Raw genomic sequence first — 23878 nt, forward strand, 5'->3', positions numbered from 1 at the left:
TTGAGGAGAGGTAAGGTTGCTTTGGTTAAATATCAGTCGGCAGACTTCAAGCAGGCAGTAGCATAGAAAGAATGGCTACAGCAGCCAACATGCCTGCCGAGCAGACTGTAGCCATAAAAAGTATAGCTGCACCACCAAACCAACTCATCGAAGAGACTGTAGCCATAGAAAGTATAGCTGCAGCACCAAACCAACTCATCGAAAAGACTGTAGCCATAAAAAGTATAGCTGCACCACCAAACCGACTCATCGAAGAGACTGTAGCCATAAAAAGTATAGCTGCATCAGCAAACTAACTCATCGAAGAGACTGTAACCATAGAAAGTATAGCTGCAGCACCAAACCAACTCATCGAAGAGACTGTAGCCATAAAAAGTATAGCTGCACCACCAAACCAACTCTCTGAGAGGAATTTCACGCGAGAAGAGCGGATTGTCATGCAACGGGAGACGGGAGACGTTGGGATTTCGTTTTCAGCCGTATCAGCTTCCTACGTATGGTTTACCCCGCTGAGCAACCATGACGGGACGGGCACGTTTCAATTGATAGGATTGGAAATCATAGTTGCATGATTTTAGATCCGACGGGTTTCTTTCGGGTGTAAGCGATCATTGCGGGGACCGATTCGCGGTCCCCGCATTTTTGGTTACCGGGCATAACCGACCAGTTCGACGAAACCGTATCCGTTGATCGAATAGGGAGTGCCGTAAGGGGATCGGGCTTTGCCTTTGACCGAAACGACGCCTTCCCAGATCGCTTGGAGCGGACCTAGTACCGACATTTCCTGGTTAGCCAATATAGGCGTAACGCACAATTCCATGGCATAGTCGGGCAGGGAAATCATCCACTCCGAGGGATATCGGGCTCCCGTTAGTTGACTTTCCCAATGCTTGGTAGGCTCGATGGTTACCCGGTCCGACGTGATCACCGAGCCGTCTTTCAGAATGAGCTTCGCTACTTTCTCCGATTTGTTCTCCTCGTTCGCGTGGCGTAACTGATTGATAAGCAGTTCATTGCCGTCCTGAAGCTGGATGCCGAACCAATCCCAGCCTTCGCCCAGAAGCAGGCCGTAATTCCTTCCCCACTGATGGTCGAACCAGCCTTCCCCCGAAACCTTCTCGGTAATCTCGCCCGTTATGATTTCACCGGATACGCGGTTACGCGTCGCGGAGTAATACCTCAGGCCATTGAGAACGCCCGCTTCGTCGATGAGGGCAATCGGTTTGGTCGGGGCGTAGTTCAAACGTATGCTGGAGGTCGGGGCAGTCAGTCTCAATTCGAAATCGGAATTCGAATCGTTATCGAACGTCATTCGGTTGTCTCCGTAAGCGATTCTCATAGGGCGGGACTGAACGGCTGCGTTCTTCAAGAAGCGATGGGGCGAAGGCAAGGAACCTTTCAATACTTTGTTATATAACTTCCATGTTTTCTTGTCACGGGGATTCTTGAGAAGATAGGCCGGCAGATAGACGCCCGCCATTTGGTACGAGAGCATCCGATCGACTTCGGAGTGGCACTCGAACCGGCGATCGTTCAGATGGACCAAAGAATGGATCAAATAGTGACCTTTAGGCGCGGCCAATTCTCCAACGCGGAAAAATGAAGCCATCACGGCATATTTGTTGCCGAGGTTTCCGGTCAGAAGCGCATAACAGTACCACCATTCCACGTTGGATATAGGATGGCTAGCCGCATCGTTAGGGAAGACGATAACGCTTGCTTGGCGATTCAAGGGCGTACACCCGCTTTTTTATCTAATAGCGTATGTAGGCGATGTCGATTGAGTAACCTGCGGGCGAATTTCGCAATCTTGCTCTCTCATTCCGAAACGAGTACAAACGGCAAAACCCTGTGTTAGACTCCTTGTGTAAGTAGCCGTTAAACAAGGAGTTGTTGCATATGCATAAAGTCATCAAGCCGAAAATTCTGTACTTCGGATCTCCGGTCGTTCTCATAAGCACGCGCAATGAAGACGGTTCGTGCAACGTAGCTCCGATGTCATCCGCATGGTGGTTAAACGAGTCTTGCATGCTAGGAATGAGCGAAAGATCGCAAACCGTTCAGAATTTATTGAGGGAAAAGGAATGCGTCCTCAATCTTCCTTCGGAGAATATGGCATCGGCGGTCGATAAGCTGGCTCTATACACCGGAAGGAATCCGGTACCCGAGTCGAAAGCGGGAAGGGGTTACCTATACGAGCCGGATAAATTCGGCATCGCCGGGCTGACTCCGCAACCGTCCGATCTCGTAAAGACGCCAAGAATACGGGAATGTCCCGTCCAACTGGAGGCCAAGCTCATACAGGTTCATTCCTTCGAGGAGCCGAGCAGCATAATGGCGATCGAAGTTAAAATAGAGCGGGTTCATATCTCGGAAGATCTGTTGATGGACGGAGAAATCGATTACGTAGACCCGGAGAAGTGGAAGCCGCTGATGATGAACTTCTGCGAATATTTCGGTCTTGGGGGCAAGCTCCATGCATCCAGATTAGCGAAGATATTCGCTCCAACCAGATCGCAATCCGCCGCAAACGCGTCAAGCTGATTTGAAAAAAAATGATTTACAACCCAGACGGCGAGGCGTAATATACTTCGAGGATGGATGGAAAGCACCTAGGGAACTATACAAAAAAAATGCGGCGGTGGATTAACCAGTGTTATCTTCTTTAAAGAGATTTTTAATCGGACGGCCTTTGAAATCAGCCGAGCTCGGAGAGCAAAAGCTGAATAAAACAAAGGCTCTTGCTATTTTATCGTCTGATGCCCTATCGTCGGTGGCTTACGGTCCGGAGCAAATTTTGATCGTCTTGTTTACGGTCGGAGCAGCGGCGTTCTGGTACTCGATACCGATAGCCATAGGAGTATTGATCTTGTTATTAGCTCTTATCGCTTCTTACAGGCAAATCATATTCGCCTATCCTCACGGCGGCGGAGCTTACGTGGTATCGAAGGAAAATCTGGGAATATATCCGGGGCTCATTGCCGGAGGCTCCCTATTGGTCGATTATATCTTAACCGTGGCGGTAAGCGTATCAGCAGGAACGGATGCCATAACGTCCGCGTTTCCGAGCTTGCATCCTTATAACGTGATTATAGCCATCGCGTTCGTCTTATTTATTACGACTTTGAATTTGAGGGGCGTGACCGAATCCGCGTCCATTCTAGCTTACCCGGTTTATTTATTCGTACTGGCGTTATTCGTCATGATCGGAGTAGGCATATACAACATCGCTGCGGGAGACGTATCTTCGGAGCTGCATACTTCGATCGGCACGCCGGTCGCGGGAATCGGCTTGTTCCTGCTCTTGAAAGCTTTTGCCTCGGGCAGCTCCGCTCTGACCGGCGTCGAAGCTATCTCCAACGCCATCCCGAACTTTAAGAGCCCGGCACCCCATAACGCATCGAAAACCTTGATCGCAATGGGCTCGCTGTTGGCCGTATTATTTACCGGAATCGTCTTTCTTGCTTATTATTACGGAGTAACTCCCAAAGCCGAAGTCACCGTCGTCTCCCAGATCGCGGAGCAAACCTTCGGACGCCATTTTATGTATTTCTTCATCCAGGGAACGACCGCTTTGATTCTGATTCTTGCCGCCAATACCGGATATTCCGCTTTCCCTTTGTTAGCCGTTAATCTTGCGAAGGATAAATTCATTCCGCGGATGTTCACGATTCGGGGAGACCGGTTGGGCTATTCTAACGGAATTATAATACTTGGCTTATTTTCCATCATTCTGATCATCGCTTTCGAAGGGCAGACCGAGCATCTTATCCCTCTGTACGCCGTCGGCGTGTTCATTCCGTTCACCCTATCCCAGTCCGGGATGGTAGTGAAATGGATCCGCGAGAAGCCTGCGGGTTGGGTCTCGAAGCTTATCGTTAATTCCATAGGCGCGGCCATCAGCTTGATCGTAACGATCATGTTCTTCTTGACCAAGTTCGTTCAAATATGGTCGATTATCGTGTTTCTGCCCTTGATCATTTATCTCTTTTATCGAATTAGAAAGCATTACGAATCGGTCGGCGATCAGCTAAGACTATCGACCTGCGAACCGGCCATCCCGATCGAAGGAAACGTGATCATCGTTCCCGTCGCCGGAATAACCCACGTGGTGGAAAATTCTTTGAATTACGCCAAATCGCTTCAAGCACACCAAGTGATTGCCGTTTATGTCCCTTTCGAAAGGGAAGACGAAGCGGCGTTCGAAGAAAAATGGAAAAATTGGCAGCCTGACGTCAGGTTGGTAACGCTGCACTCTCCATACAGAAGCATTATTCAACCTTTGTCCAAATTCATCGATACCGTTCAACGCAAAGCAGGGGAATCGAATTACCAGGTTACGGTTATTATTCCCCAATTCATTCCTAAGAAGGGATGGCACAACATCCTTCATAATCAATCCAGTTTATTGCTGCGCACTCATTTGCTGTACCGTAAAAACGTCATCGTAACAACCGTTCCGTATCACTTAAAGAAGTAAAGATATAGATGGCAGGTCGAAGGCGACGTTCGATCGCAAAAAAAACAGGCAGGATCGGATTCATTCCGATCCTGCCTGTTTCGTTATGTTCATTGGAGTCTAGAGATTGACTCCGGATGCGGAAGTCACCCAAGATTTTCTCCACGAACGCGTCACGGCGTAGAAGATTAAGGTCGTCGCGAATACGATGCATCCGACTACGATAAAACCGGTGACGTGCGAACCTGAAGATTCCTTCAAGGGACCGAGGACGTATTTGGGCAGAAGAAATCCGCCAAGGCCGCCTGCTGCGCCGATGATCCCCGTAATGACTCCGATCTCTTTCGGGAAACGCTGCGGAACGATTTGAAACACCGCTCCATTCCCCATGCCCAACGCAGCCATCATGAAGCTTGTGTAGATAAGCATGACGACGAACGAGGAGGGCATCGTAGCGATCGCGAACGCGCATAAGGACACTAGGCCGTATAGCATAAGCAGGAATCGCATCCCGCCGACCTTGTCGGCGATCCAGCCTCCGACGGGTCGAAAGAAGCTTCCGGCGATGACGGTAATCGTTACTAAGTATCCGACTTGTATTTTCGTTATGCCGCCGGAATTCACGCTGTCGCCGTATACGTCATAGAAGAAGATGCTGAAATAGCTGGCAAACCCGACGAAACCTCCGAAAGTGATCGCATAAAACACGGAAAACCACCATGTATCCATAAACTTAAACACGCTTAAGTAATCTTTCATGGATTTCGGCGCCGGAGCATTCGGTGGATCCTTCACGAGCACCGCGTATATGATCAACACCAGGACGAGCGGGATCATGGCGATTCCGAAAACCGTATGCCAACCGTAATACTGTGCGAGCTGCGGTCCGAAGAAAGTGGCGAGTGCCGTACCGCTGTTGCCGGCACCGGCGATTCCCATAGCCAGTCCTTGATATTGAGGGGGGTACCAGCGACTAGCCAGGGAAAGGGAAACCGCGAAGCTCGCTCCTGCGATGCCGAGCAGGAAGCCGATCGTGTGAACCTGCACTAAGCTCGATCCGCCGAGCCAGCCCCATGCTAACGGGATTAGGGAGAGGCTCATCCCGATGAGGCCGGCCTTCTTGCAACCGATTCGATCCGCCAAGATGCCCATCGGTATCCGGAAGAAGGAGCCTCCTAACGTCGGAATGGCGACCATCGTCGCTTTCTGCGTATCCGTTAGTCCGAAATCCTTCGTAATGTAGAGGGATAACGCGCCGCAAAATACCCAAATCATAAAACTTACGTCAAAATAAAGAAAAGCGGACAACAAACTGGGAAAATGACCGGATTTACGAAAACCTTCTGCTTTCATCTCGCACGCCTCCTTGAATGGGAACCATCTCTCTTTTTTCGGTGGCGCATAGGCAAAAAGAGGCCGACTGACAGAATCGCAAACATGCGATTTCCGTTAATCGGCCCCATTGCCAATGCAGCCACGCCGTCGTGACTGACATATCCGTTTAAGTTAACCTGTCGTTGGCACATCATTGTACCGACGAGAATTGAATCTCATACACCGAATATAGATGGCATTCCGATTGATGTCAACAAATATAACGTTAAATTACTGAAAAATAATTCTGATTAGCATAAAGCACTAAATGAATTCGATTACATGTCATCTTGCATTACATATGTTAACTACATTTTGGAAGCCGTTAGACATCCGAAATAGGGAAATTAATTAATCATGAAAATAATGGTTTACAAAGGAGTAGGGGTGACATATATTTAATTTGATCAAAGTTTTGCTCTAGTGCAACATTTTGTCCCTTGACCACAATAAATTTTTTTGGACTATATTTTGCATCAGTCAAACTTAATTTCCCTAATACAAGATAGGAAGGTGTTTCCATATGGCGATAGATCCGAAAAAGCCTGTGTCCAGAAGACAGGTGCTGAAATGGGGCGCGGCAGGCGCGATTGGCGTTCTGGGAACTACGGTTTTGAATCCTGCTTCGTGGTTCTCCAAGTCCGCAAGCGCGGCGGATAACCATTCAGGCCATTCGGCCAAGCAAAAGCTGGAGCATGAATTGATGGCTCACGGATATCAACCGGGAACCGAGTTAACGAACGGGTTAAAAGAGGCCATTAAAGCTCTTACGGCATTCAACTACGGAACCGTAAGCACCAGGGCCGATGGAAAAACGGTACGGGATTACGAAATGATCGCAATGGATACGGAAGTCGAAATCGCCAAAGGAATTAAATTTCCGGGTTGGTCTTACAACGGGACGATACCCGGACCGACCATTCGCTGCACGGAGGGCGATATCGTGCGGGTTAGATTTTGGAACGGATCGACGCATCCGCACTCCATCCATTTTCACGGCATACATTCCCCTAAGATGGACGGTCTTGAACCTGTCGCCTCCGGAGAGGAATTCATCTACGAATTCGAGGCCAAGCCGGCTGGAATGCATGTTTACCACTGCCACATTCCTCCCCTAGCCAAGCATATTCACAAAGGGCTTTACGGTAATTTTATTATCGATCCGAAGATTCCCAGGAAACCGGCGCATGAATTGAACATGGTCATGAACGGCTACGATCTGGATTTGGACGGCGCCAACGAGGTCTATACGGTTAACGGATATGCGTTTGCGTTCCAGGCTTATCCCATCGAGGTGAAAGTCGGAGAGCTCGTTCGTGTGTATCTTAGCAATCTAACGGAATTCGATCTCATTAATTCTTTCCATCTGCATGCCAATATTTTCAAGTATTACGAAGTTGGTGCCGATCCGGACGCCCGCCCGATCGTGACGGACACGATCATGCAATGCCAAGGTCAACGAGGAATTCTGGAGATCGTCTTCCCAGAGCCGGGAAAATACATGTTCCACGCGCATCAGAGCGAGTTCGCGGAGCTGGGCTGGATGGGCTTCTTCGAGGCCAAAGCTTAAGGAAGGAGGAGAACGGGAATGGAATTGCAGGTCGAACCGAATAAGCCGAATAAGCCGAATAAAAAGACTTCAAAAATCATTTGGATATGGGGAGTCGTTCCCCTGATTCTGCTCGTCGCGATCGTATACTTAATCTCGAGCCTAGGTACCGGAATTAAAGATAAGGCCGTAGCTCCGATAGAAGTGTTGGATATTCAGAGGATTATTTTGACGGAAGACGGTTTTACGTTAAAAGTACTGAATACCGGCCCGGAAGAAGTCACGATCGCTCAGGTCGTCGTGAACGACGCGTTCTGGAACGCGGATTTCAGTCCCGGCGCGACGATCGAACGATTCGGTCAGACGGAGATCAAGATTCCATACGGATGGGTGGAAGCCGATCCGTATACGATCGTACTCATTACGACCAATGGATTACTGTTCACGGGAGAAGTGCCGATCGCCGCAATGACTCCGGAAGTCGATACGAATCGCTTCCTGCAGTATGCGCTTATCGGATTCTACGTCGGAGTCGTACCCGTCGGGTTGGGATTGCTGTGGTTTCCGTTTATGCGAAGGTTTTCCGAACGAGGTATTCAAGCCGTATTGGCTCTCACGGTCGGGTTGTTATTCTTCCTCGTTATCGACACGTTTCAAGAAGGCTTCGAGTTGGGGGCAACGGCGCCAGGAGTATTCCAGGGTACCGGAATCGTGTGGTTTGCGGCCTTGTTGAGCTTTCTATTCTTGGTTGCGGTCGATCAGGCGAGCGAGAAAAAAGGCGGTACGTCGGGAAAAAGAGTGGCTTACAAAATCGCGGGAGGGATCGGCCTTCACAACTTAGGAGAGGGCTTGGCGATCGGCGCCGCATTCGCGACGGGAGAATCGGCTTTGGGGACTTTCCTTATCATCGGTTTTACCTTGCACAACGTCACCGAAGGCGTCGGAATCGCCGCTCCGCTCTTGAAGGATAAACCGAACTGGAAAACCTTTCTCACCTTGGCCGTAGTGGCCGGCGGACCCGCTATTATCGGCACATGGACCGGCGGGTTCGTGTTTAATCCAACGCTAGCCGCTCTATTCTTCGGAATCGGAGCGGGGGCGATCCTGCAAGTCGTATACGTGATTAGCAAAATGATATTGCGCGAAGCAAGCAAATCGGGTTCGCCGGCGGTATCCTGGACTAACTTCACGGGACTTACCCTTGGCATTCTGATCATGTACGCAACGGCAATATTGGTGAATTGATGGACCATTCGAAGAAGGAGGAGTTATATAATGCCATTTAATATAGGAGTTACAGGATTCATACTGCTGGCGCTCATTGGTCTATTGTTGTTCGGTCCTTCCAAATTGCCGCAGCTCGGCAAGGCGATCGGAACGACCATACGGGAGTTTCGTACCGGAACGAAGGAGCTGATGGAGCCCGACGAAACCAAGACGGAGAAGAAGGAATAACGAATGTCGCCGACAAGCCATCCCCTCGAATGAGCGGGGTGGCTTATTGCTTGTTATGGGCATATAGCACAGCATAGCCGTTTTACTTGCATGACCATGTCATTAACCGAATATCTTATGTCGATCAGGTTTGACTGGATGGGGCTAAGCCGACCGTCCGATCCGAATGGAGGATTGATACTTATGTCCACGGAAAGCGCAACCGCCGCCCTGCATTCGCCTTCGTTGAATTTGTCATTCGACTTGACCCAGTCGGTCTTCTACCAGCAAAATGAACAGAACTTTATCCTTCAGCAATTCGCCGCTCAGACGCCGATGCTGCAGAACCTAGGCTTGCTCGACATCTATCTGAGCAGAGGTCACAGCATAGAGCCGCACTGGCATCCCAACGCCGCGGAATTCGTATACGTTGTGCAGGGAGAAGCGATCGTTTCCGTACTTAACCCCTTTACCGTTCAATTGATGACGTATCGAGTGAAGCCGCCCCAAACTATATATATTCCGATGGGCTGGTGGCATTGGGAAATCGCGGCGACGGATCATACTCACCTACTTGCGATATTCGATAATGCCGCGGCGCAAACGGTATTCGGCTCCGATGTGCTGATGAAGACGCCGCCTGAAGTGTTTCAGATGGTGTATGGAGTGAATGCGGCTCAGATTGCCCAGGCGCTGAAACCGATCGATCGAACCGTCATTATCGGCCCGCAATCGGCTAGAGGCGTTGAATGGCAGATTGGATCTCGATGATATTGTCCAAGCCAATTACTCAGGTCGCGACGTTCAATAAGATCGCTGCGCCGAAAAGCCTGGAAATCTATCCCGATTACGATCACGAATCGTTACCTGGCTTACAGGACAAAATCTATCTGTTTCTCTTGGGGAAGCAAGGAATAAGTTGAATATATCGCATAATTGACTCAGCCTTCGAAAAAGCTGCCAATCGGCAGCTTTTTTGCCGTTTACCCGGCCGAATTCAACCTTTTCGCGATAACAATAAAGTCTTCCGCGGAAATACCCGGCACGATAAGGATGAGGCAATTTACATGTTATACTAAGAAGATCATAACCCTGGAAAGGGAGGACGACGAAATACTAAAAACAGATTTTATAGATGTATTATCGATTATTTCAACGAGACTTTACGAATCGGCTGCGTACGTGATGGAAACCGCAAGCAGGATGATGCCTGCGAACACTTTCTGCATCGCGAATTTGGATAGTCACTCCACGAAAGTCTTGAAGGTATACAATCGTAGCAAGGTGATACTGGGAGAAGGGCTTGTCGTTGACAACGAGGAGTCTTATTGCGCGCTCGTCACGGAACATGCGCAGGGGCCTCTGATTATCGAGAATAATCTGACTCATCCTCTGACCAAAGATATGGATGCGACTCCGTTCGTAGGAGGATGCTCCTTTCTCGGCGTACCGATCGTTAAAGGAGATGGGGAGCTCTTCGGTTCTTTATGCGCCTTCGATCATGAATTTTATCAATATCAAGAGAAAGACGTGGAATTGCTGCTTTCTTTATCTGCGTTCTTCTCCACGCTTCTGGAGCTGGAAGCAACCGTTCACCAGTTGAAATTAGCGGAGCAAACGGCTTCTAAAGTGTTGGAGGAGAAATCCAACCTGCTGGCGGTGCTTAGCCACGAAATCCGTACTCCGATGAATGGCGTTATCGGTATGGCAGGCTTACTGCATTCTACGGATCTGACCGAGGAACAAGCCGCTTACGTTGAAGTGATCGAGAAGAGCGGAAGCAGTCTGCTCTCGATGATGGACCATATTCTCGATTATTCGAAAATCGAAGCGGGCAAGCTGGAAGTGGAAAGCAGTCCGTTCAATATCCGCGAGGACGTGAACCATGTCTTGCGGTTGTTCGATGCGGAAACGGCAAGGAAGGGCTTGCGGTTGTATGCCGAGTTCGATATGGAGTTTAATTCAATCTTGATTGGCGACAGCAATAAAATACGTCAGATCCTTGTTAATCTGATCGGAAATTCGCTTAAGTTCACCGAAGAGGGAGAGATCGGCGTTTCCGTCCGAGCGATGCCGACCGCTGCCGACGAGTTCGAAGTGTCGTTCGAAGTTAAGGATACCGGAATAGGAATTCCGGAAGATCGGAAGGACCGATTGTTCCGATCCTTCTCCCAGATTCATGCCGCCGAATCTCCGGGCAAATATAGCGGAGCAGGTCTTGGATTGTCCATCTGCAAGCAGCTTGCGGAGCTGATGGACGGTGAAGTGTGGCTGGAGCATTCGAACGAAGACGGAAGCTTGTTCGTATTCAAATTGCAGTTGAAACAACTAGTAAGCGCATAAGGGCAACCACTTCTCATGAAAACATAAAAAAGACGATTCCGATTGTAAACGGGAATCGTCTTTTATTGTATCCGCTAAGCGGACGATCATATTGAGTTATGGTGGGCTCGGTGGGGGTCGAACCCACAACCTACCGGTTAAGAGCCGGTTGCTCTGCCATTGAGCTACAAACCCAGGATTTGAATATCATATCACATTGTGCGCACAAAGGAAATGTTTAAATGAATTTTTTTTCGAACCCATTTTCGCGGATAGAAGGCAGTAATCCATACAGAATCGACTTATCCGCCGTAGTATAGAACAATTCAGGCGAATGTCGCCTCATCTTGGGGAGGAATTAGTCCGTGCAACCTATTCATCCGATATGCCATGAAACCGTCTCCCCGCTAGTCGGCAGGAGAGTATGCGCGATTATGAATGACGGGACGTGTTACCACGGGACGGTAAGCGATGTTAGAGACGGAAGATGTTATTTGACGGACTGCAACGTAGGAAACAACGGAGCTTTGACTTTATCGGCATTGAAATCCAGCGGAAACAAGAAAAAAGCGGCTTCCAAGAAAAAAGCGACTGTATCCGGTTTATACGGCGGTTATGGTTATGGCGGTTATGGCTACGGAGGATCCTATTGGCTTGATTTTGCGCTCATCGCCTCGTTATTTTTACTTCCGTTTTTCTTCTTCTAAGTGATAACCATTCGGCTCTCAAAGCCGCGGATGAACGAATTCGTTCATCCGCGGTTTTGTTGCGGGAGCATAAAGTGTTAGAATAATTCCACGGTGAACTCATGAATAGACGGAGTCGCGGAAATAGGAGGAGTATCGATGCAGCTAATCGACAAAACTGAGCTACAGCCGATGATTGATCGCTTGATCAATCAAGATTTATATATCCACTTGGAAATGACTACGGGAGCCTATGCCGCGCATTTGGACAGTTCCAAACATCCGGCAGCGACTTTCATAACGAATGCGGTCATTCGGTTTACGCATGGCTCGATTTCAGGAACGGGACCCTATAGGGTTGGATTGAAAATGAAACAGGGCTGGGTTTATTCGGAAGGACTCACCCATTTCGACGAGACGGACACTACCCGCTTGATCTTGGCGGGTCACGATGGCCAGGGGAAATTAGTCGTAGCCTTGCAATTAAGTCCGGAACCTTTCTAAGTGGAGAAGAAAAGGAGTGATCATATGGAACGACATATTCTCGTTGTATTGCCGCACCCGGATGACGAAGCATTCGGAATATCGGGAACTCTTGCCAAGTATTTGAACGAAGGGGCGCAAGTCACCTATGCTTGTTTGACGTTAGGAGAGATGGGCCGAAATATGGGCATTCCTCCTTTTGCGAATCGAGTGACATTACCCTCCATTCGAATGAAGGAGCTCGAGGAATCTTGTAGGGCGATCGGCATTCAGGATTTAAGAATGCTCGGTTTTCACGATAAAACGTTAGAGTTCGAAGATCAAGACGTTCTGGACGGACAAATCGAAAGCTTATTGAAGGAGCTTAATCCGACGCTGGTCATGACCTTCTACCCCGGATATAGCGTCCATCCCGATCACGATGCATGCGGAGCGGCCGTTATCCGGGCTATAGGAAGATTGCCAGAGGGTCAAAGACCGCCCGTTCATTGCATGGCGTTTACGAAAGATCATGAGCATTTCATTGGAAGTCCCGATATCATCAATGACGTTAAGAGCTTTATCGGACAAAAAATGGCTTCCATTCAAGCCCACCGTTCCCAATTTCAAGCCGCAGAGCTATTAGGTAGCCACAAGATCAGCGATAAGGAAATATTGCAACGGTTCGGGACGGAGCGTTTATGGACCTACCCGCAACTATAACGAGATAACTTTCTTCTTTAGCCAGGTAATGACGAACACGATCGGGATAAATATGTATATAAAATACAAACCGATATTCGAATAGATCGTCGTTGCTCTCGTTATCTCTTCTTGATTCCCGATAAACCATTGCAATAGGACGAAGAGGGCTAACATTACGATTAAGCTGACGCGAGGCTTAACTCGAAAGCTCAGCTTCAGGCTGTGACAAGCCGCCCATAAGCTTAGCGATATATTGGCGAGTATTTTGATTAACCAGACCGATAGAATGAAATACTCCAATCGCTGCATAAGCGGTATTTCGAGCATCGAGATTAAGTTAAGCGAAGGCCATATCGTGCGGAGAAGCTGACCTTGGCTGAAATACATCATGGCGATAAACAATAGCATGAGATACATTAAAGTTGCCGAGAGTACCCCTAAGTGAGCCCATTTGCGGGATTTCGCCTGCTCTTGAATAAACGGGTACACGATCAATAACGTTTCGAATCCCAAGTAATGAAAGGCCATGCGGTGCGTGGAATGAAGAATCTGCATGGCCGAATGGTCGAAAAGAGGAAACAAATTGCGCGGGTGAAGATAATCGGTAACGAGTAGGGGGAGCGGCACGAAAAAGAATAGAATGCTGAAAAACGACCACAGGCATATTCCTACGATCGTTTGGAAACCGCCCGATACCGTATAATAAATAAGGCCGAGCAACAAGAGACTGAGCGGCCACATGTTCATCATCGGGAATATCCAAATTTTAACGACTTCCAGATACGATCTAAACGATACGAACGCCCCCGCTACGAGATAAATAACGATCGCTATATTTAAGCTCGTACCGATAACCTTTCCGAAATAAGAACGGTTGATGGAAACGATGTCTGCGTTCTCCGGTTTCTGAGCGGACAGAATTCGGAATATCATCCACACCAGGACATGAACGCTAATTCCTACGATCACGATCGATAGCCATGAGTCGGTACCTGCATCCTTAACGATTTCCCGTTGAAAGCTCATGATTCCAACGTCCACGATACTCACGTAAACGACGAAGAACAGGTGAATCGGAGAAACGGTAAATTTATCGCTTACGATCTTGCCCATGCCTTCCTCCCGTCCCATCTATTACGCTTTATTTTCCGATGCCCGTCTGGACAATGTCGAGATCGATTTTGATCGTTGCCTTCATCGTGGAATACGCGGCTTGAAATTGTTCCTCGTTCCAATTCCTTGTTTTACTTCTGAAGAGATCGCCGAATCCGAGGGGGTCGACCTTCTTGGATTGGCATAGCGAGATAAAATCCTCCGTTTCCTTTCGTAATGTCTCCTCTAGCTCATTTTCCAGAAGCGATACGTCTTGCCGCGATTTCAAACGAACGGAGTCGGGAATGTCCTTCACCGATGCCTTTATTTTTATCGAGATGGATATGGCGGGCGTTGAATCAGAAGAGATGACGCGATAGGACGCCTTAGAAGAAATGCTTCTCATGAGCACGTAATCGTATTGCTCCGAATCCGAACCCCTTAGAGGGATCATAAAGGATCCGTTTCGGGAATTTTCGGTGAGCATTTTGACGATAAAAACCTCTCTAATCCCCACGGTGGCAACCCATTTGTCCTCGTTAAACAAAGCGATGCCATCGAGCTTGATCAAGCCTCGCTCCGTGACGAAGTACGGCAAGAAGAAATCCCTTCCCGCTCCGTAATAGCTATACAGAATAGTGTGAAAGTTCGATCGCGGCAAATTGCCGGACTCCATATTTTTCTCGATCATATTCATCAGAAACAGGCTGTCATGGGATTTGATGGTGGCGGCCAGTATTTCTGAAGCTTCCTTATCCGCTACGCCCATCTGGAGCCGGCTTGTAATCTTGGAGTCTCGGGAGAAGCTTCCCAGTATCGGCCCGATTCCTTTTTTGGCGTAGTCGCTTCCGAATAGAACCATTCTCATCTGTCCGTATTGAATGGTTTTGTTGGCTTTCGTTTGCAATCGCGGAATCATGTCGTAGCTGGATTCGGAAACCGTCTCCAGAATTTGCACGGTCATTTTATCCTTTTCCAGATTATTGCCGACGAGAATCGTGCTTTTAACGCGTTTGTCCTGCAGATCGTATCCTGCGCTTTGCGCCAAGTTGATCCTGTCTACGATTTGTTGATTGCTGCAGGAGCTAATAAATAGGCAAGGCAAGATGATCAAGATGGCCCGATTAACGACGCGTACCGATCCCAAGTAGATGACGGATCACTCCTCCTCGAAATCGCTCTGTCGTTTGGCCGCTTTGGGCTTGTAGCGGATCAGGGAATCCGGCTTCAAATATCCCGCTCTCGTATTGATGATTCGATAAGAGGAGCGAATTAGACTATCTTTGAGGTCTTTGACCCGTAAAGGATAAAAAGGCGCCGTATACGGATAACCAAGGGACTGCAGCCGAGTAATATGGACAAGCAGAAATCCGATGCCGATTAAAATTCCAAGCCCTCCCCATAAGGAAGCCAATATAATCATCGGAAATCTCAGAAACCGGATCGTGTTCGACATTTTGTATATCGGAGTCGTAAAGGAGGCTAATGCCGATAACGAGACGATAATGATGAGTATGTTGCTGCTTAAGGATGCTTCGACGGCAGCCTGTCCCAGAATGATTCCTCCGACGATGCCGAGCGTCTGTCCGATTCTGCTAGGCAATCTCGCACCGGCTTCCCGTAGGAATTCAACCGTAATTTCCAAGAACACGGCTTCCAGCACAGGAGGGAATGGAACGCTTTGCCTGGAGAATATCAAGCGATTCAACAAATCCTTCGGAATAACCTCATAATGAAACGTCGTAATGGCTACGTACAAAGCCGAAGCAAAGATAGAGAAGATGACTCCCAAGATTCGGATGATCCTGAAGAAAGAACCTAATATCCAAGGCAAGTAATAATCCTCCGGAGAGAGGAAGAAGTCGAACAGCGTGGACGGACCCATGATGAAGTAGGGAGAACCTTCGCTGATTACCGCTACTTGGCCCATGATCAAGGAAAAAATAACCCTATCCCTTCGTTCGGTCGTCGTAAATAGCGGAAATGGGGATAACGAATTGTCGGAGATGATTTGGTCGAGTTGGGAGGTATCGAACACGACGTCGAAATCGATGTCGGAAATTCGGTTCTCGATCTTAGCAACGTTCTCGTCGTTGGCGACCCCGTCTAAATAGAGTATGACTACGGTCGACTGGGACAGGCTTCCGATCGTTAGCTCCTTTACGATCAAATCGGGCGTATTCAGTTGAGAGCGGATAAGGTGAAGGTTCGTCTCCAAATCTTCCACGAATCCGACCTTCGGCCCGACTACGCTGAATTCGTTTTCCGTCTCGTTGCTTTGGCGAATCCCTTTCTTGCTTTCCAACGGAATTAAAGCGCATGTAGGGTCCTCTTCGCGCAATTGTATGAGGGCGTAACCTTTAAATAACTTGTGCTGGATGATTTCGATTCGATCCGTGATTTCTATTTCATCGTTCGGCAAATAACTTTGAATGTCTTTAAGATGGCGGAGCTTCAACTCGACATCCTGGATTTGGAGGGCGCTCATTAAATATTGCTGCAGCTTATCGCCATCGATTAATGTTTTGTAATAGGATATTTTCAGCGGCGGCTCGGTAATTGCGAGGGTGTTAGTCGTAAAGTCGCTCGAACGACTTGCCAGCGCGAATAATTGCCGGATGTCCTTAACTTCCTTATTCACCATCGCTTTGCTCATCCATCCATCATTTTTCAAGTATTGTTTGTAAAATGACGAGCATTATGCACGAGGGGCGTTAGCGAGAATCCCATAGATGGTAGATTTAAGTAATAGTATCGTAATATAACGTTTACAATTCATATACTTCCAGCAAATACTCTATTAACAGATGAGGTCTAATCTAATAGAGAACTAAATTTAAGGAGGCAATTATGAAAACACGTAAATCAAACAAATTGCTCAAGTCCGCAATTGTCGTATCCGCAGCCGCAGCCCTCGTTATTGGAAGCGTTTCGACAACTCATGAACAGAATCGCGCGGACGCTGCCTCTAAACAAGCCAAGAACGTTATCATCTTCGTCGGAGACGGAATGGGTGCCGCAGCGCGCGATGCCATTAGACTTGCTACGGTTGGAGTAACCGGCAAACTAGCTATGGATTCCATGCCGTACGCCGGAATGATTCATACAAGCTCCACTTCATTCGTTACCGATTCTGCGGCTTCCGCAACGGCTTATGCCAGCGGCGTCAAGACATACAACGGAGCAATCGGTATGGATGCCAATAAGAAATCCGTCAAAACGATCATGGAGTATGCCAAAGAAGCCGGCAAAGCAACGGGAGTCGTTACGACAAGCCAAGTAACGGATGCTACCGGCGCTGCATTCGGAGCGCACGTAGAGGATCGCGCCAAGCAAAGCGATATCGCATTGCAGTATTTGACTAAAGCAAAAATCGATGTTCTTCTTGGCGGCGGCGAAGACTTTTGGTTCCCGGCAGGTAGCGCGGGCGCATTCCAAGATGAGCCTGCGGAAGATCCTTCCGAGAAAAGCAAAGGCACTCAAGGCAACCTAGTAGATAAAGCCAAGAAATTGGGTTACAGCTACGTAACAAGCAAAACGGACATGCAGAAATCCAAAGGCCACAAGCTTCTAGGACTTTTCTCCAACGAAGAAATGTTCCAACAAAGACCGGAAGGCGAAGGAGATATCTACAACCCTATCGTATCGTTGCCGGATATGACCAAAAAAGCGATCGATACGCTTTCGACCAATAAAAAAGGATTTTTCTTGATGGTCGAAGAAGAAGCGATCGACGAGATGGCGCATTCCAATAATGCCGCTCTTACGATTAAAGCAGGGCAACAGTTGGATAAATCGGTACAAATCGCCAAAGATTTCGCCAAGAAGAATCCAGACACCCTCGTGCTTGTACTGGCCGATCATGAAACCGGCGGACTTTCCATCGAAGCCGTAGATGACGCGGACGAGAGCGGCGATGCGATCTCCAAAGAAGACGGACCGTTCGCTATCGTTAAGTCCACGGAAAAATTCGTAGTGGATTGGACGACTTCCGGTCATACGGCCGTAGATATTCCGATCACTGCTTCGGGTACGGGTTCCGAGTTGTTCACCGGAAGCTACGAGAACACCGAAGTGTTTACGAAGATGATGAAAGCTATGGGACTTACGATCAAGAAATAATATCGGTTCAATTAGGAAAGCCCGCGAAATTTTGCGGGCTTTTTGTGTTTTTCGCCTATCTGTCAACGTCCACAACTCGATTATTGGAAATACTTAGACAGAGCGTGTAGCTTGACTTGGAGTATACTCCAAGCGATAAGATTCTTTTTGCAGCGGATTTGCTAAACCGAACAAATACACTTCGGAAGGGGAAGCGGGAATCGAGAATACATTTTCAATCAAGGATATTGCCGACAAAACGGGGTTTAGTCAGGATACGATACGTTATTACGAGAAAATAGGACTACTTCCCTCGCCGAGGCGCAGCATTAACGGACAGAGAGAGTATACCCAAGGCGATCTTCAACGGTTCGTCTTCGTATCCCAACTGAAGCGGACGGATATGCCGTTAAGAGAAATCGAACGTTACATCGACTTCTACACGACGAATAATTACGAGGGTTGTTATCGCGTGTTGAATGAACATAAATCGCATATCCAGACGAAAATGGCGGACATGGCGGCCACATTGGATATCATGAACTACAAATTGGATAATTTCCAACAAATCATTCATTCTACGGATAAGGGAGATCATACAAATGATTAATTCATATCAGGTTACGAAGCAGGCTCCGATTCCATCCGGTTTCGGAGAACATACGACGGCGATCGAAGCGCTCAACGGGCGTAATCTTCTGGGGAAAACGGCGATTGTCACCGGCGGATATTCGGGCCTCGGACTTGAAACCGTCCGCGTGTTATCCGAAGCCGGCGCAACCGTAATCGTTCCCGCGCGCACGCCGGATAAGGCTCGCGCTTCGCTTGAGCATCTGCGGCGGGTAGAGCTGGAGACGTTGGACCTCATGGATCCGAATTCCATTCAAGCATTCGCGAAACGTTTCATCGACTCCGGGAGACCGCTCGATATTCTCGTCAATAGCGCAGGTATAATGGCCGTTCCTCTTATTCGCGACAATAGGGGTTACGAATCGCAATTCGCGACCAATCATTTAGGTCATTTCCAATTAACGGCGCAGCTTTGGGACGCTTTGAGAAAATCCGGGAACGCGAGAGTCGTGTCCGTGTCATCCAGAGCGTTGCAATTCGCGGGCGTGGATTTCGACGATCCTAACTTCGAACGTCGCGATTACGAGAAATGGATGGCGTACGGTCAATCCAAATCAGCCAACTCGCTCTTTGCGGTCGCATTGGACAGGTTCGGCTACTCGAGCGGTGTCCGCGCATTCTCCGTTCATCCCGGTACGATCGTAACCGATCTGTCGCGTCATCTATCCGATGAAGAGATGCGGTCGATGGGAGCGCTAGACGAGCAAGGAAATAGAGTAGCCCATGAACAAAACCGAGGGTTCAAGTCGGTGGAACAAGGGGCTGCGACTAGCGTGTGGTGCGCGACGAGCGAGCAGTTGGATGGAAAAGGCGGCGTCTATTGCGAAGATGTCGATATTGCCAATGTTCTGCCGGACAATGCGACGCCTGGATCGCCGGGCGTTTCGCCTTGGGCAATTGACCTCGATGCGGCCAATCGCCTGTGGAAACTCAGTGAGGAGATGACCGGAGTCAAATTCGGGGGATAAAATCGCTTATAACAGAGTTAGGGCTAGATAAAGAGCGGTTCCCCACATGACGAGGGCGGACACCTTATTTAAGACGGTTAGAAATCTACCCGACTGATCCAGCTTCCCGACGAGTCGTCCGAAGAAGGCTAATCCCATGAACCAAAGCCAAGACACAACGATGCACGTTATGGCGAAAGCGACTTTGTCCATCCCCGAATACCGCAATGAATTCGTGCCAAGCACGCCAACGGTATCCATGATTGCATGAGGGTTAAGCAAGGAAACCGAAGCCGCGAACAAAACTTGATTTTTCGAGCTAAGCTTCTCGGCCGGTTTATCGTTTTTAACGGATTTGCTGGACCAAGTGACCCAGCCCATATAAATTAAGAACAATATTCCGGCTCCGAGGAGCGATATCTTTAACCATGAGATTCCGAGCGCGATAGCAGACACTCCGAAAACGGCTAATAAAATCAACAAAGTATCGCAAATGGAAGCCGTTAGAATAACCGGTAGAGCTCTGTAGAAACGTGAGTGCGCCGCTCCCTGATTAAAAACGAATATATTCTGTACCCCCAAAGGCAAGATTAAGCCCAATGCAAGAATAAAACCGCTAACGATGACGTCGAACATACCGAATAGATCTCTCCTTTCGACAGATTATACTACAAATAGAGTTAGCGTAGGAGCCAAGACCGATTCCCGGGAAAAAACCAGCACAATCATAGAACCGCATGAAAATAGACAACCGCATCCTCGCGGTTGTCTATTTATATCGAATAAAATCCGTTAGTCGCCTTTCTTTCCCGCCAACCAATTCGTTAGCGTGATTAACTCATCCTCGGTCAGCTTACTTTCAAACTTAGGCATACCGCCCCCGCCTTGCGATATCTGCTTATAAATAGTCTCTTTGTCCATCGTGGCGCCGACGTTCGTTAAGTTCGGGCCGAAGCCGCCGGACAATTGATCGCCATGACAGGATAGGCAATTGCTTCTATAGATTTGCATGGCCGCGTCGGCGTCGACGGGAGTGTCCGGAATCGAGACGGATTCCGACGGGACGGCTGCGTTTTCTTTGTTCGGCATATCGTAGACGAGTAAATAGATGCCGAATAAGCAAGCCACTGTAACGATTCCGCTTACGATCCATTTTTGCACGAGGAAGCCCTCCATTTCCGTTTGCCCCCAGTTTAGCACCGTCCCGCAATCGATTCTATGGCCATTTAGAGTCATTATAAGCTGCGATAGTCGCAAAACGGACATAATATAGCCCTTTATAGTCATTCATTGCCTTGATCATAGCGTTTACAATAAAGGTCGATAGACGAAGGATTGACCGGATAAATTAGCCGCATTAAACTATACTGTGTAGTATTACTGCCGGAACGGAGGTAGTCTCATGCTCGAGGTGTTGGTATTTTTCGCGGTCGTAGCACTCGTAGGATTAGTATTCGTTATCGTGCTGCCTAAGCTGACAAGGTCGTCGAACGTGCGGGAAACGGATGAGGATTAGTCGGCAAGTTTCATAGAAAGCAATTAAGCAATCATCGAAAGCAGGGGCAAATTTGGAACAATTCATACGCAAGTGGGAGAAAAAACGCAAACTAGGCAAGCAAAAATATATTCTTTTGTACGGCGTGGTCTTGATCGGCATGTCCGTTACGATACTGTTATCGCTTATTGATTTGATTTTCAACGGAACCGTTTCGATTGTCTATCTATTAGGCCGAATTCTGATCTTTCCCACGATAGGCTCGGTCATTGCCGACAGAAGGTGGGAGAAAAACGAGAAAAAATACATAACGAGATGAGGAGAACCATGTCCAGCCGGAATAGAAACCATAACAGGGGAAAGAAGAGCAAGACGTTGAAGAAAAAGAATCCCGCCAAAGTATTAGTTCTCTACACGTTTGCTTTAATCGTACTGTTATTAGCTATCTTTTTGATAAACCGGGCAACCACGGGTAGCGAGCAGGATATGACTCGCGTGGAAGAGCTTCCGTCTATCGTCAATCAACCGGTGATCGGCCAAGAGAGCGCAAAGGTCACGATGGTCGAATTCGGAGATTATAAGTGTCCTTCTTGTAAACAGTGGAGCGAAGTCGTGTATCCGCAACTGAAAGCGGAGTATATCGATACGGGAAAAATGAAGCTCGTATTTATCAATACGCTGTTTCACGGAGCAGAGTCCGAGCTTGGCGCCATTGCCGGCGAAGCGGTCTTCTCGCAAAATAAAGACTTGTTCTGGGATTTCAATAAGGCCATGTTCGCCAATCAACCGACCGCGGATCACGATGTCAATTGGATAACGGTAGATAAGGTCTTGGAAGTCGCGCAATCGGTTTCACCGACTATCGATCTGACGAAACTGAAGGATGATATCGTCAATAAAACAACAGAGCCTTCCGTGAACATAGATACGGAATTAGTCGCAAAGTATCGCATCAATCAAACTCCGACCCTCATTATCAACGGAATCGTTATTCATAATCCATTCGATATCGAATCGATTAAATCCGTGATAGACAAGGAGATAGGAGCGTAACATGACAACGGAGAAATCGGGAGCCCAGTCTTATCTATTGTATTTCGCATGGATCGTTTCGGTTATCGCCACGTTAGGCAGCCTTTACTTCAGCGAAATTCGCGGATACGTCCCGTGCGAGCTCTGCTGGTACCAAAGGATATTCATGTATCCCATGAGCGTCATTCTTGGAATTGCCGCGTATTATGGCGACGTTTCGATTAAGAAATACGTATTGCCTTTGTCCATCATCGGAGGCTTGATTTCCGTTTACCATTACATGCTTCAGAAAGTACCCGGTTTCGAAGGGATAAAACCCTGTACGAACGGCGTTCCGTGCAATGTGGACTATATAGATTGGCTGGGCTTCATTACGATTCCGTTTCTTGCCTTGGTCGCTTTTATTCTGATTACCCTTGGCTTGCTGCTTTCCAAGGGCGAACCACTACAATCGAATATATAGGAGCTGTTGATATTTATGGGTAAAATCGTATTCGGAATCATCGGTCACGGCTGGCGGGCGGACTTCTTTCTTAGAATCGCGAACGAACTTCCCGAAATGTTCGAGGTAAGCAGAATGCTGGTTCGTCGCGAGGAGACGGCTGCCGAATTGCGCGCGAAGTGGGGAGTAAAGACTTTTCATGATCTGGATTCCTTTCTCGAGGCGTCCGAGCTTGCGTTCGTGGTCGTATCCGTTCCGTGGGATAGCTGTCCGGTCTATATCCGAGAGTTGGCGATGCGTAACGTTCCCGTATTGGCCGAAACTCCTCCCGCGCCCGATTTGGACGGGCTGACCCAGCTTTACGAGGCGGTCGGCGGACAAGCGAAAGTTCAAGTAGCGGAGCAGCTTTTGTTTCAACCGATGCACGCGGCACGAATCTCGTTGGCAAGATCGGGAAAAATCGGTAGCGTGTCGCAGGCACAAGTATCGGTCGCGCACGGGTACCACGGAATCAGTCTGATTCGGCAAATGTTGAACGTTCGCTTCGAGGAAGCGGTCATCTCCGGTCAGCGTTTCCAATCACCGATCGTGCAAGGCCCGGGAAGAAACGGACCTCCTGCGGAGGAGATCATCAAGCAATCGTCGCAGGATATCGTGACGTTGCGGTTCGGGGACAAGCTAGGCGTGCTAGATTTCACCGGAGACCAATACTTTTCATTTATTCGCCGCGAACGCGTTCTAGTCAGAGGAGAACGGGGAGAGATTTCGGGAGACGAGGCCGCATGGTTGGATGACTTCCGAACTCCCGTCATAACTAAGCTTCGAAGAATCGATAACGGTTTCGACGGCAATCTGTTAGGGTTCAACTATAGCGGAATATTACTAGGCTCGGAGTGGCTCTACCGCAATCCGTTCGTTCCGGCACGCTTTACGGACGACGAGATCGCCATCGCGACATCCTTAGCCAAGATGGGTGACTACGTTCAAGGGGGTCCGTCATTCTACAGCTTAGCGGAGGCTTCCCAGGATCATTACTTGAGCATGCTGATGGAGAAGGCGGTCGTCGAAGGGACGACGGTCACCTCCGAGAAGCAAGTCTGGCATTCGTAAGAACGACAAAGAGCAACCAAGACCGAAATTTAGTCTTG

The 23878-nt window shown here is 48.5% G+C and carries 26 protein-coding genes and 1 tRNA gene; 19 read left to right on the forward strand and 8 right to left on the reverse strand.

Going from position 1 to position 23878, the window contains the following annotated elements; all coding sequences use genetic code 11:
* Window positions 1-71 precede the first annotated feature (71 nt).
* Entirely contained in the window at window positions 72-296 is a 225-nt protein-coding gene (locus tag DFP95_RS14085) for a hypothetical protein (protein WP_115993279.1), read from the forward strand.
* A gap of 350 nt (window positions 297-646) precedes the next feature.
* On the opposite strand, the gene DFP95_RS14090 is transcribed toward DFP95_RS14085, so the two are convergent.
* The gene (locus tag DFP95_RS14090) at window positions 647-1732 is read right to left on the reverse strand and encodes a lipocalin family protein (RefSeq protein WP_115993280.1); all 1086 of its coding nucleotides are present in this window, start codon (window positions 1730-1732) and stop codon (window positions 647-649) included.
* A 167-nt stretch (window positions 1733-1899) separates the two neighbouring features.
* On the opposite strand from DFP95_RS14090, the gene DFP95_RS14095 reads away from it, so the two are divergent.
* Together DFP95_RS14095 and DFP95_RS14100 are read left to right on the forward strand one after the other, a co-directional pair.
* The gene (locus DFP95_RS14095; RefSeq protein ID WP_115993281.1) at window positions 1900-2544 is read left to right on the forward strand and encodes a flavin reductase family protein; all 645 of its coding nucleotides are present in this window, start codon (window positions 1900-1902) and stop codon (window positions 2542-2544) included.
* Between the two features lie 109 nt (window positions 2545-2653).
* Window positions 2654-4480, forward strand: coding sequence for an APC family permease (locus DFP95_RS14100; RefSeq protein ID WP_115993282.1), 1827 nt, complete (start codon window positions 2654-2656; stop codon window positions 4478-4480).
* 99 nt (window positions 4481-4579) lie between these two features.
* Here DFP95_RS14100 and DFP95_RS14105 read toward each other — a convergent pair whose 3' ends face one another.
* Window positions 4580-5812 (reverse strand): MFS transporter, encoded by a 1233-nt coding sequence (locus DFP95_RS14105; protein WP_115993283.1) that lies wholly within the window; start codon window positions 5810-5812, stop codon window positions 4580-4582.
* A gap of 544 nt (window positions 5813-6356) precedes the next feature.
* On the opposite strand from DFP95_RS14105, the gene DFP95_RS14110 reads away from it, so the two are divergent.
* From DFP95_RS14110 to DFP95_RS14135, 6 genes are all read left to right on the forward strand, one after another.
* Entirely contained in the window at window positions 6357-7403 is a 1047-nt protein-coding gene (locus DFP95_RS14110) for a multicopper oxidase domain-containing protein (protein ID WP_115993284.1), read from the forward strand.
* 18 nt (window positions 7404-7421) lie between these two features.
* A complete protein-coding gene (locus DFP95_RS14115) occupies window positions 7422-8627 on the forward strand; it encodes a ZIP family metal transporter (protein WP_115993285.1) in 1206 nt (401 codons plus the stop codon).
* Between the two features lie 30 nt (window positions 8628-8657).
* A complete protein-coding gene (gene tatA / locus DFP95_RS14120) occupies window positions 8658-8837 on the forward strand; it encodes a twin-arginine translocase TatA/TatE family subunit (RefSeq protein WP_115993286.1) in 180 nt (59 codons plus the stop codon).
* A gap of 183 nt (window positions 8838-9020) precedes the next feature.
* Complete coding sequence (locus tag DFP95_RS14125) at window positions 9021-9587, forward strand: cupin domain-containing protein (RefSeq protein ID WP_115993287.1); 567 nt, start codon at window positions 9021-9023, stop codon at window positions 9585-9587.
* Window positions 9566-9739, forward strand: coding sequence for an acetylxylan esterase (locus DFP95_RS14130; protein WP_115993288.1), 174 nt, complete (start codon window positions 9566-9568; stop codon window positions 9737-9739). Before DFP95_RS14125 ends, DFP95_RS14130 begins: the two co-directional genes overlap by 22 nt.
* A 130-nt stretch (window positions 9740-9869) precedes the next feature.
* Entirely contained in the window at window positions 9870-11159 is a 1290-nt protein-coding gene (locus DFP95_RS14135) for an ATP-binding protein (RefSeq protein WP_342768224.1), read from the forward strand.
* A gap of 99 nt (window positions 11160-11258) precedes the next feature.
* Here DFP95_RS14135 and DFP95_RS14140 read toward each other — a convergent pair.
* Window positions 11259-11333: transfer RNA gene (locus tag DFP95_RS14140), tRNA-Lys, on the reverse strand.
* Between the two features lie 170 nt (window positions 11334-11503).
* Between DFP95_RS14140 and DFP95_RS14145 the strand changes: the two genes are divergently transcribed.
* The 3 genes from DFP95_RS14145 (at window position 11504) to bshB2 (ending at window position 13009) form a co-directional block, all read left to right on the forward strand.
* On the forward strand, window positions 11504-11845 hold the full coding sequence (locus tag DFP95_RS14145; protein WP_147304163.1) for a hypothetical protein: 342 nt from the start codon (window positions 11504-11506) through the stop codon (window positions 11843-11845).
* Window positions 11846-11983: 138 nt separating this feature from the next.
* A complete protein-coding gene (locus DFP95_RS14150) occupies window positions 11984-12328 on the forward strand; it encodes a YojF family protein (protein ID WP_115993290.1) in 345 nt (114 codons plus the stop codon).
* 24 nt (window positions 12329-12352) lie between these two features.
* Window positions 12353-13009, forward strand: a complete 657-nt coding sequence (bshB2, locus tag DFP95_RS14155; RefSeq protein ID WP_115993291.1) for a bacillithiol biosynthesis deacetylase BshB2 — start codon at window positions 12353-12355, stop codon at window positions 13007-13009.
* Here bshB2 and DFP95_RS14160 read toward each other — a convergent pair.
* The 3 genes from DFP95_RS14160 to DFP95_RS14170 are packed head-to-tail and all read right to left on the reverse strand — an operon-like array spanning window position 13004 to window position 16727.
* Window positions 13004-14104, reverse strand: coding sequence for a GerAB/ArcD/ProY family transporter (locus DFP95_RS14160; protein ID WP_181907414.1), 1101 nt, complete (start codon window positions 14102-14104; stop codon window positions 13004-13006). The genes bshB2 and DFP95_RS14160 overlap by 6 nt on opposite strands.
* Window positions 14105-14132: 28 nt before the next feature.
* On the reverse strand, window positions 14133-15230 hold the full coding sequence (locus DFP95_RS14165; protein WP_181907415.1) for a Ger(x)C family spore germination protein: 1098 nt from the start codon (window positions 15228-15230) through the stop codon (window positions 14133-14135).
* 12 nt (window positions 15231-15242) lie between these two features.
* Window positions 15243-16727 carry a spore germination protein gene (locus DFP95_RS14170; RefSeq protein ID WP_245987659.1) on the reverse strand — a complete coding sequence of 495 codons (1485 nt, stop codon included), beginning with the start codon at window positions 16725-16727 and terminating at the stop codon, window positions 15243-15245.
* Between the two features lie 206 nt (window positions 16728-16933).
* Here DFP95_RS14170 and DFP95_RS14175 point away from each other — a divergent pair, with 206 nt between their 5' ends.
* The 3 genes from DFP95_RS14175 to DFP95_RS14185 all read left to right on the forward strand — a co-directional run bounded on the left by DFP95_RS14175 (window position 16934) and on the right by DFP95_RS14185 (window position 19782).
* The gene (locus DFP95_RS14175) at window positions 16934-18205 is read left to right on the forward strand and encodes an alkaline phosphatase (RefSeq protein WP_115993295.1); all 1272 of its coding nucleotides are present in this window, start codon (window positions 16934-16936) and stop codon (window positions 18203-18205) included.
* Between the two features lie 217 nt (window positions 18206-18422).
* Entirely contained in the window at window positions 18423-18794 is a 372-nt protein-coding gene (locus DFP95_RS29630) for a MerR family transcriptional regulator (protein ID WP_281273415.1), read from the forward strand.
* The gene (locus DFP95_RS14185; RefSeq protein WP_115993297.1) at window positions 18787-19782 is read left to right on the forward strand and encodes an oxidoreductase; all 996 of its coding nucleotides are present in this window, start codon (window positions 18787-18789) and stop codon (window positions 19780-19782) included. Before DFP95_RS29630 ends, DFP95_RS14185 begins: the two co-directional genes overlap by 8 nt.
* Before the next feature lie 6 nt (window positions 19783-19788).
* Here the strand turns inward: DFP95_RS14185 and DFP95_RS14190 are convergent, their stop codons facing one another.
* Both DFP95_RS14190 and DFP95_RS14195 read right to left on the reverse strand, forming a co-directional pair.
* Entirely contained in the window at window positions 19789-20397 is a 609-nt protein-coding gene (locus DFP95_RS14190; RefSeq protein WP_115993298.1) for a LysE/ArgO family amino acid transporter, read from the reverse strand.
* Between the two features lie 156 nt (window positions 20398-20553).
* Window positions 20554-20922 carry a c-type cytochrome gene (locus DFP95_RS14195; RefSeq protein ID WP_181907417.1) on the reverse strand — a complete coding sequence of 123 codons (369 nt, stop codon included), beginning with the start codon at window positions 20920-20922 and terminating at the stop codon, window positions 20554-20556.
* Between the two features lie 407 nt (window positions 20923-21329).
* Here DFP95_RS14195 and DFP95_RS14200 point away from each other — a divergent pair, with 407 nt between their 5' ends.
* Genes DFP95_RS14200 through DFP95_RS14215 form a run of 4 tightly spaced genes read left to right on the forward strand, consistent with a single transcriptional unit; the run spans window position 21330 to window position 23840 of the window.
* Window positions 21330-21575, forward strand: coding sequence for a hypothetical protein (locus tag DFP95_RS14200; protein WP_115993300.1), 246 nt, complete (start codon window positions 21330-21332; stop codon window positions 21573-21575).
* Window positions 21576-21631: 56 nt separating this feature from the next.
* The gene (locus tag DFP95_RS14205; RefSeq protein ID WP_181907419.1) at window positions 21632-22309 is read left to right on the forward strand and encodes a DsbA family protein; all 678 of its coding nucleotides are present in this window, start codon (window positions 21632-21634) and stop codon (window positions 22307-22309) included.
* A gap of 1 nt (window position 22310) precedes the next feature.
* Complete coding sequence (locus DFP95_RS14210; protein ID WP_115993302.1) at window positions 22311-22751, forward strand: disulfide oxidoreductase; 441 nt, start codon at window positions 22311-22313, stop codon at window positions 22749-22751.
* Window positions 22752-22766: 15 nt separating this feature from the next.
* The gene (locus tag DFP95_RS14215) at window positions 22767-23840 is read left to right on the forward strand and encodes a Gfo/Idh/MocA family protein (protein WP_115993303.1); all 1074 of its coding nucleotides are present in this window, start codon (window positions 22767-22769) and stop codon (window positions 23838-23840) included.
* Window positions 23841-23878 lie beyond the last annotated feature (38 nt).

It is taken from the genome of Cohnella lupini (assembly GCF_003386205.1).
In the GTDB taxonomy this organism is placed as follows: domain Bacteria; phylum Bacillota; class Bacilli; order Paenibacillales; family Paenibacillaceae; genus Cohnella; species Cohnella lupini.

What these genes read in the sequence shown, in the direction of transcription:
- DFP95_RS14085 (WP_115993279.1), top strand. Translation starts at nt 72, where the DNA reads ATGGCTACAGCAGCCAACATGCCTGCCGAGCAGACTGTAGCCATAAAA.
- DFP95_RS14095 (WP_115993281.1), top strand. Translation starts at nt 1,900, where the DNA reads ATGCATAAAGTCATCAAGCCGAAAATTCTGTACTTCGGATCTCCGGTC.
- DFP95_RS14105 (WP_115993283.1), bottom strand. Translation starts at nt 5,812, where the DNA reads ATGAAAGCAGAAGGTTTTCGTAAATCCGGTCATTTTCCCAGTTTGTTG.
- DFP95_RS14110 (WP_115993284.1), top strand. Translation starts at nt 6,357, where the DNA reads ATGGCGATAGATCCGAAAAAGCCTGTGTCCAGAAGACAGGTGCTGAAA.
- DFP95_RS14115 (WP_115993285.1), top strand. Translation starts at nt 7,422, where the DNA reads ATGGAATTGCAGGTCGAACCGAATAAGCCGAATAAGCCGAATAAAAAG.
- tatA (WP_115993286.1), top strand. Translation starts at nt 8,658, where the DNA reads ATGCCATTTAATATAGGAGTTACAGGATTCATACTGCTGGCGCTCATT.
- DFP95_RS14125 (WP_115993287.1), top strand. Translation starts at nt 9,021, where the DNA reads ATGTCCACGGAAAGCGCAACCGCCGCCCTGCATTCGCCTTCGTTGAAT.
- DFP95_RS14130 (WP_115993288.1), top strand. Translation starts at nt 9,566, where the DNA reads ATGGCAGATTGGATCTCGATGATATTGTCCAAGCCAATTACTCAGGTC.
- DFP95_RS14135 (WP_342768224.1), top strand. Translation starts at nt 9,870, where the DNA reads ATGAGGCAATTTACATGTTATACTAAGAAGATCATAACCCTGGAAAGG.
- DFP95_RS14150 (WP_115993290.1), top strand. Translation starts at nt 11,984, where the DNA reads ATGCAGCTAATCGACAAAACTGAGCTACAGCCGATGATTGATCGCTTG.
- bshB2 (WP_115993291.1), top strand. Translation starts at nt 12,353, where the DNA reads ATGGAACGACATATTCTCGTTGTATTGCCGCACCCGGATGACGAAGCA.
- DFP95_RS14160 (WP_181907414.1), bottom strand. Translation starts at nt 14,104, where the DNA reads ATGGGCAAGATCGTAAGCGATAAATTTACCGTTTCTCCGATTCACCTG.
- DFP95_RS14170 (WP_245987659.1), bottom strand. Translation starts at nt 16,727, where the DNA reads ATGGTGAATAAGGAAGTTAAGGACATCCGGCAATTATTCGCGCTGGCA.
- DFP95_RS14175 (WP_115993295.1), top strand. Translation starts at nt 16,934, where the DNA reads ATGAAAACACGTAAATCAAACAAATTGCTCAAGTCCGCAATTGTCGTA.
- DFP95_RS14185 (WP_115993297.1), top strand. Translation starts at nt 18,787, where the DNA reads ATGATTAATTCATATCAGGTTACGAAGCAGGCTCCGATTCCATCCGGT.
- DFP95_RS14190 (WP_115993298.1), bottom strand. Translation starts at nt 20,397, where the DNA reads ATGTTCGACGTCATCGTTAGCGGTTTTATTCTTGCATTGGGCTTAATC.
- DFP95_RS14210 (WP_115993302.1), top strand. Translation starts at nt 22,311, where the DNA reads ATGACAACGGAGAAATCGGGAGCCCAGTCTTATCTATTGTATTTCGCA.
- DFP95_RS14215 (WP_115993303.1), top strand. Translation starts at nt 22,767, where the DNA reads ATGGGTAAAATCGTATTCGGAATCATCGGTCACGGCTGGCGGGCGGAC.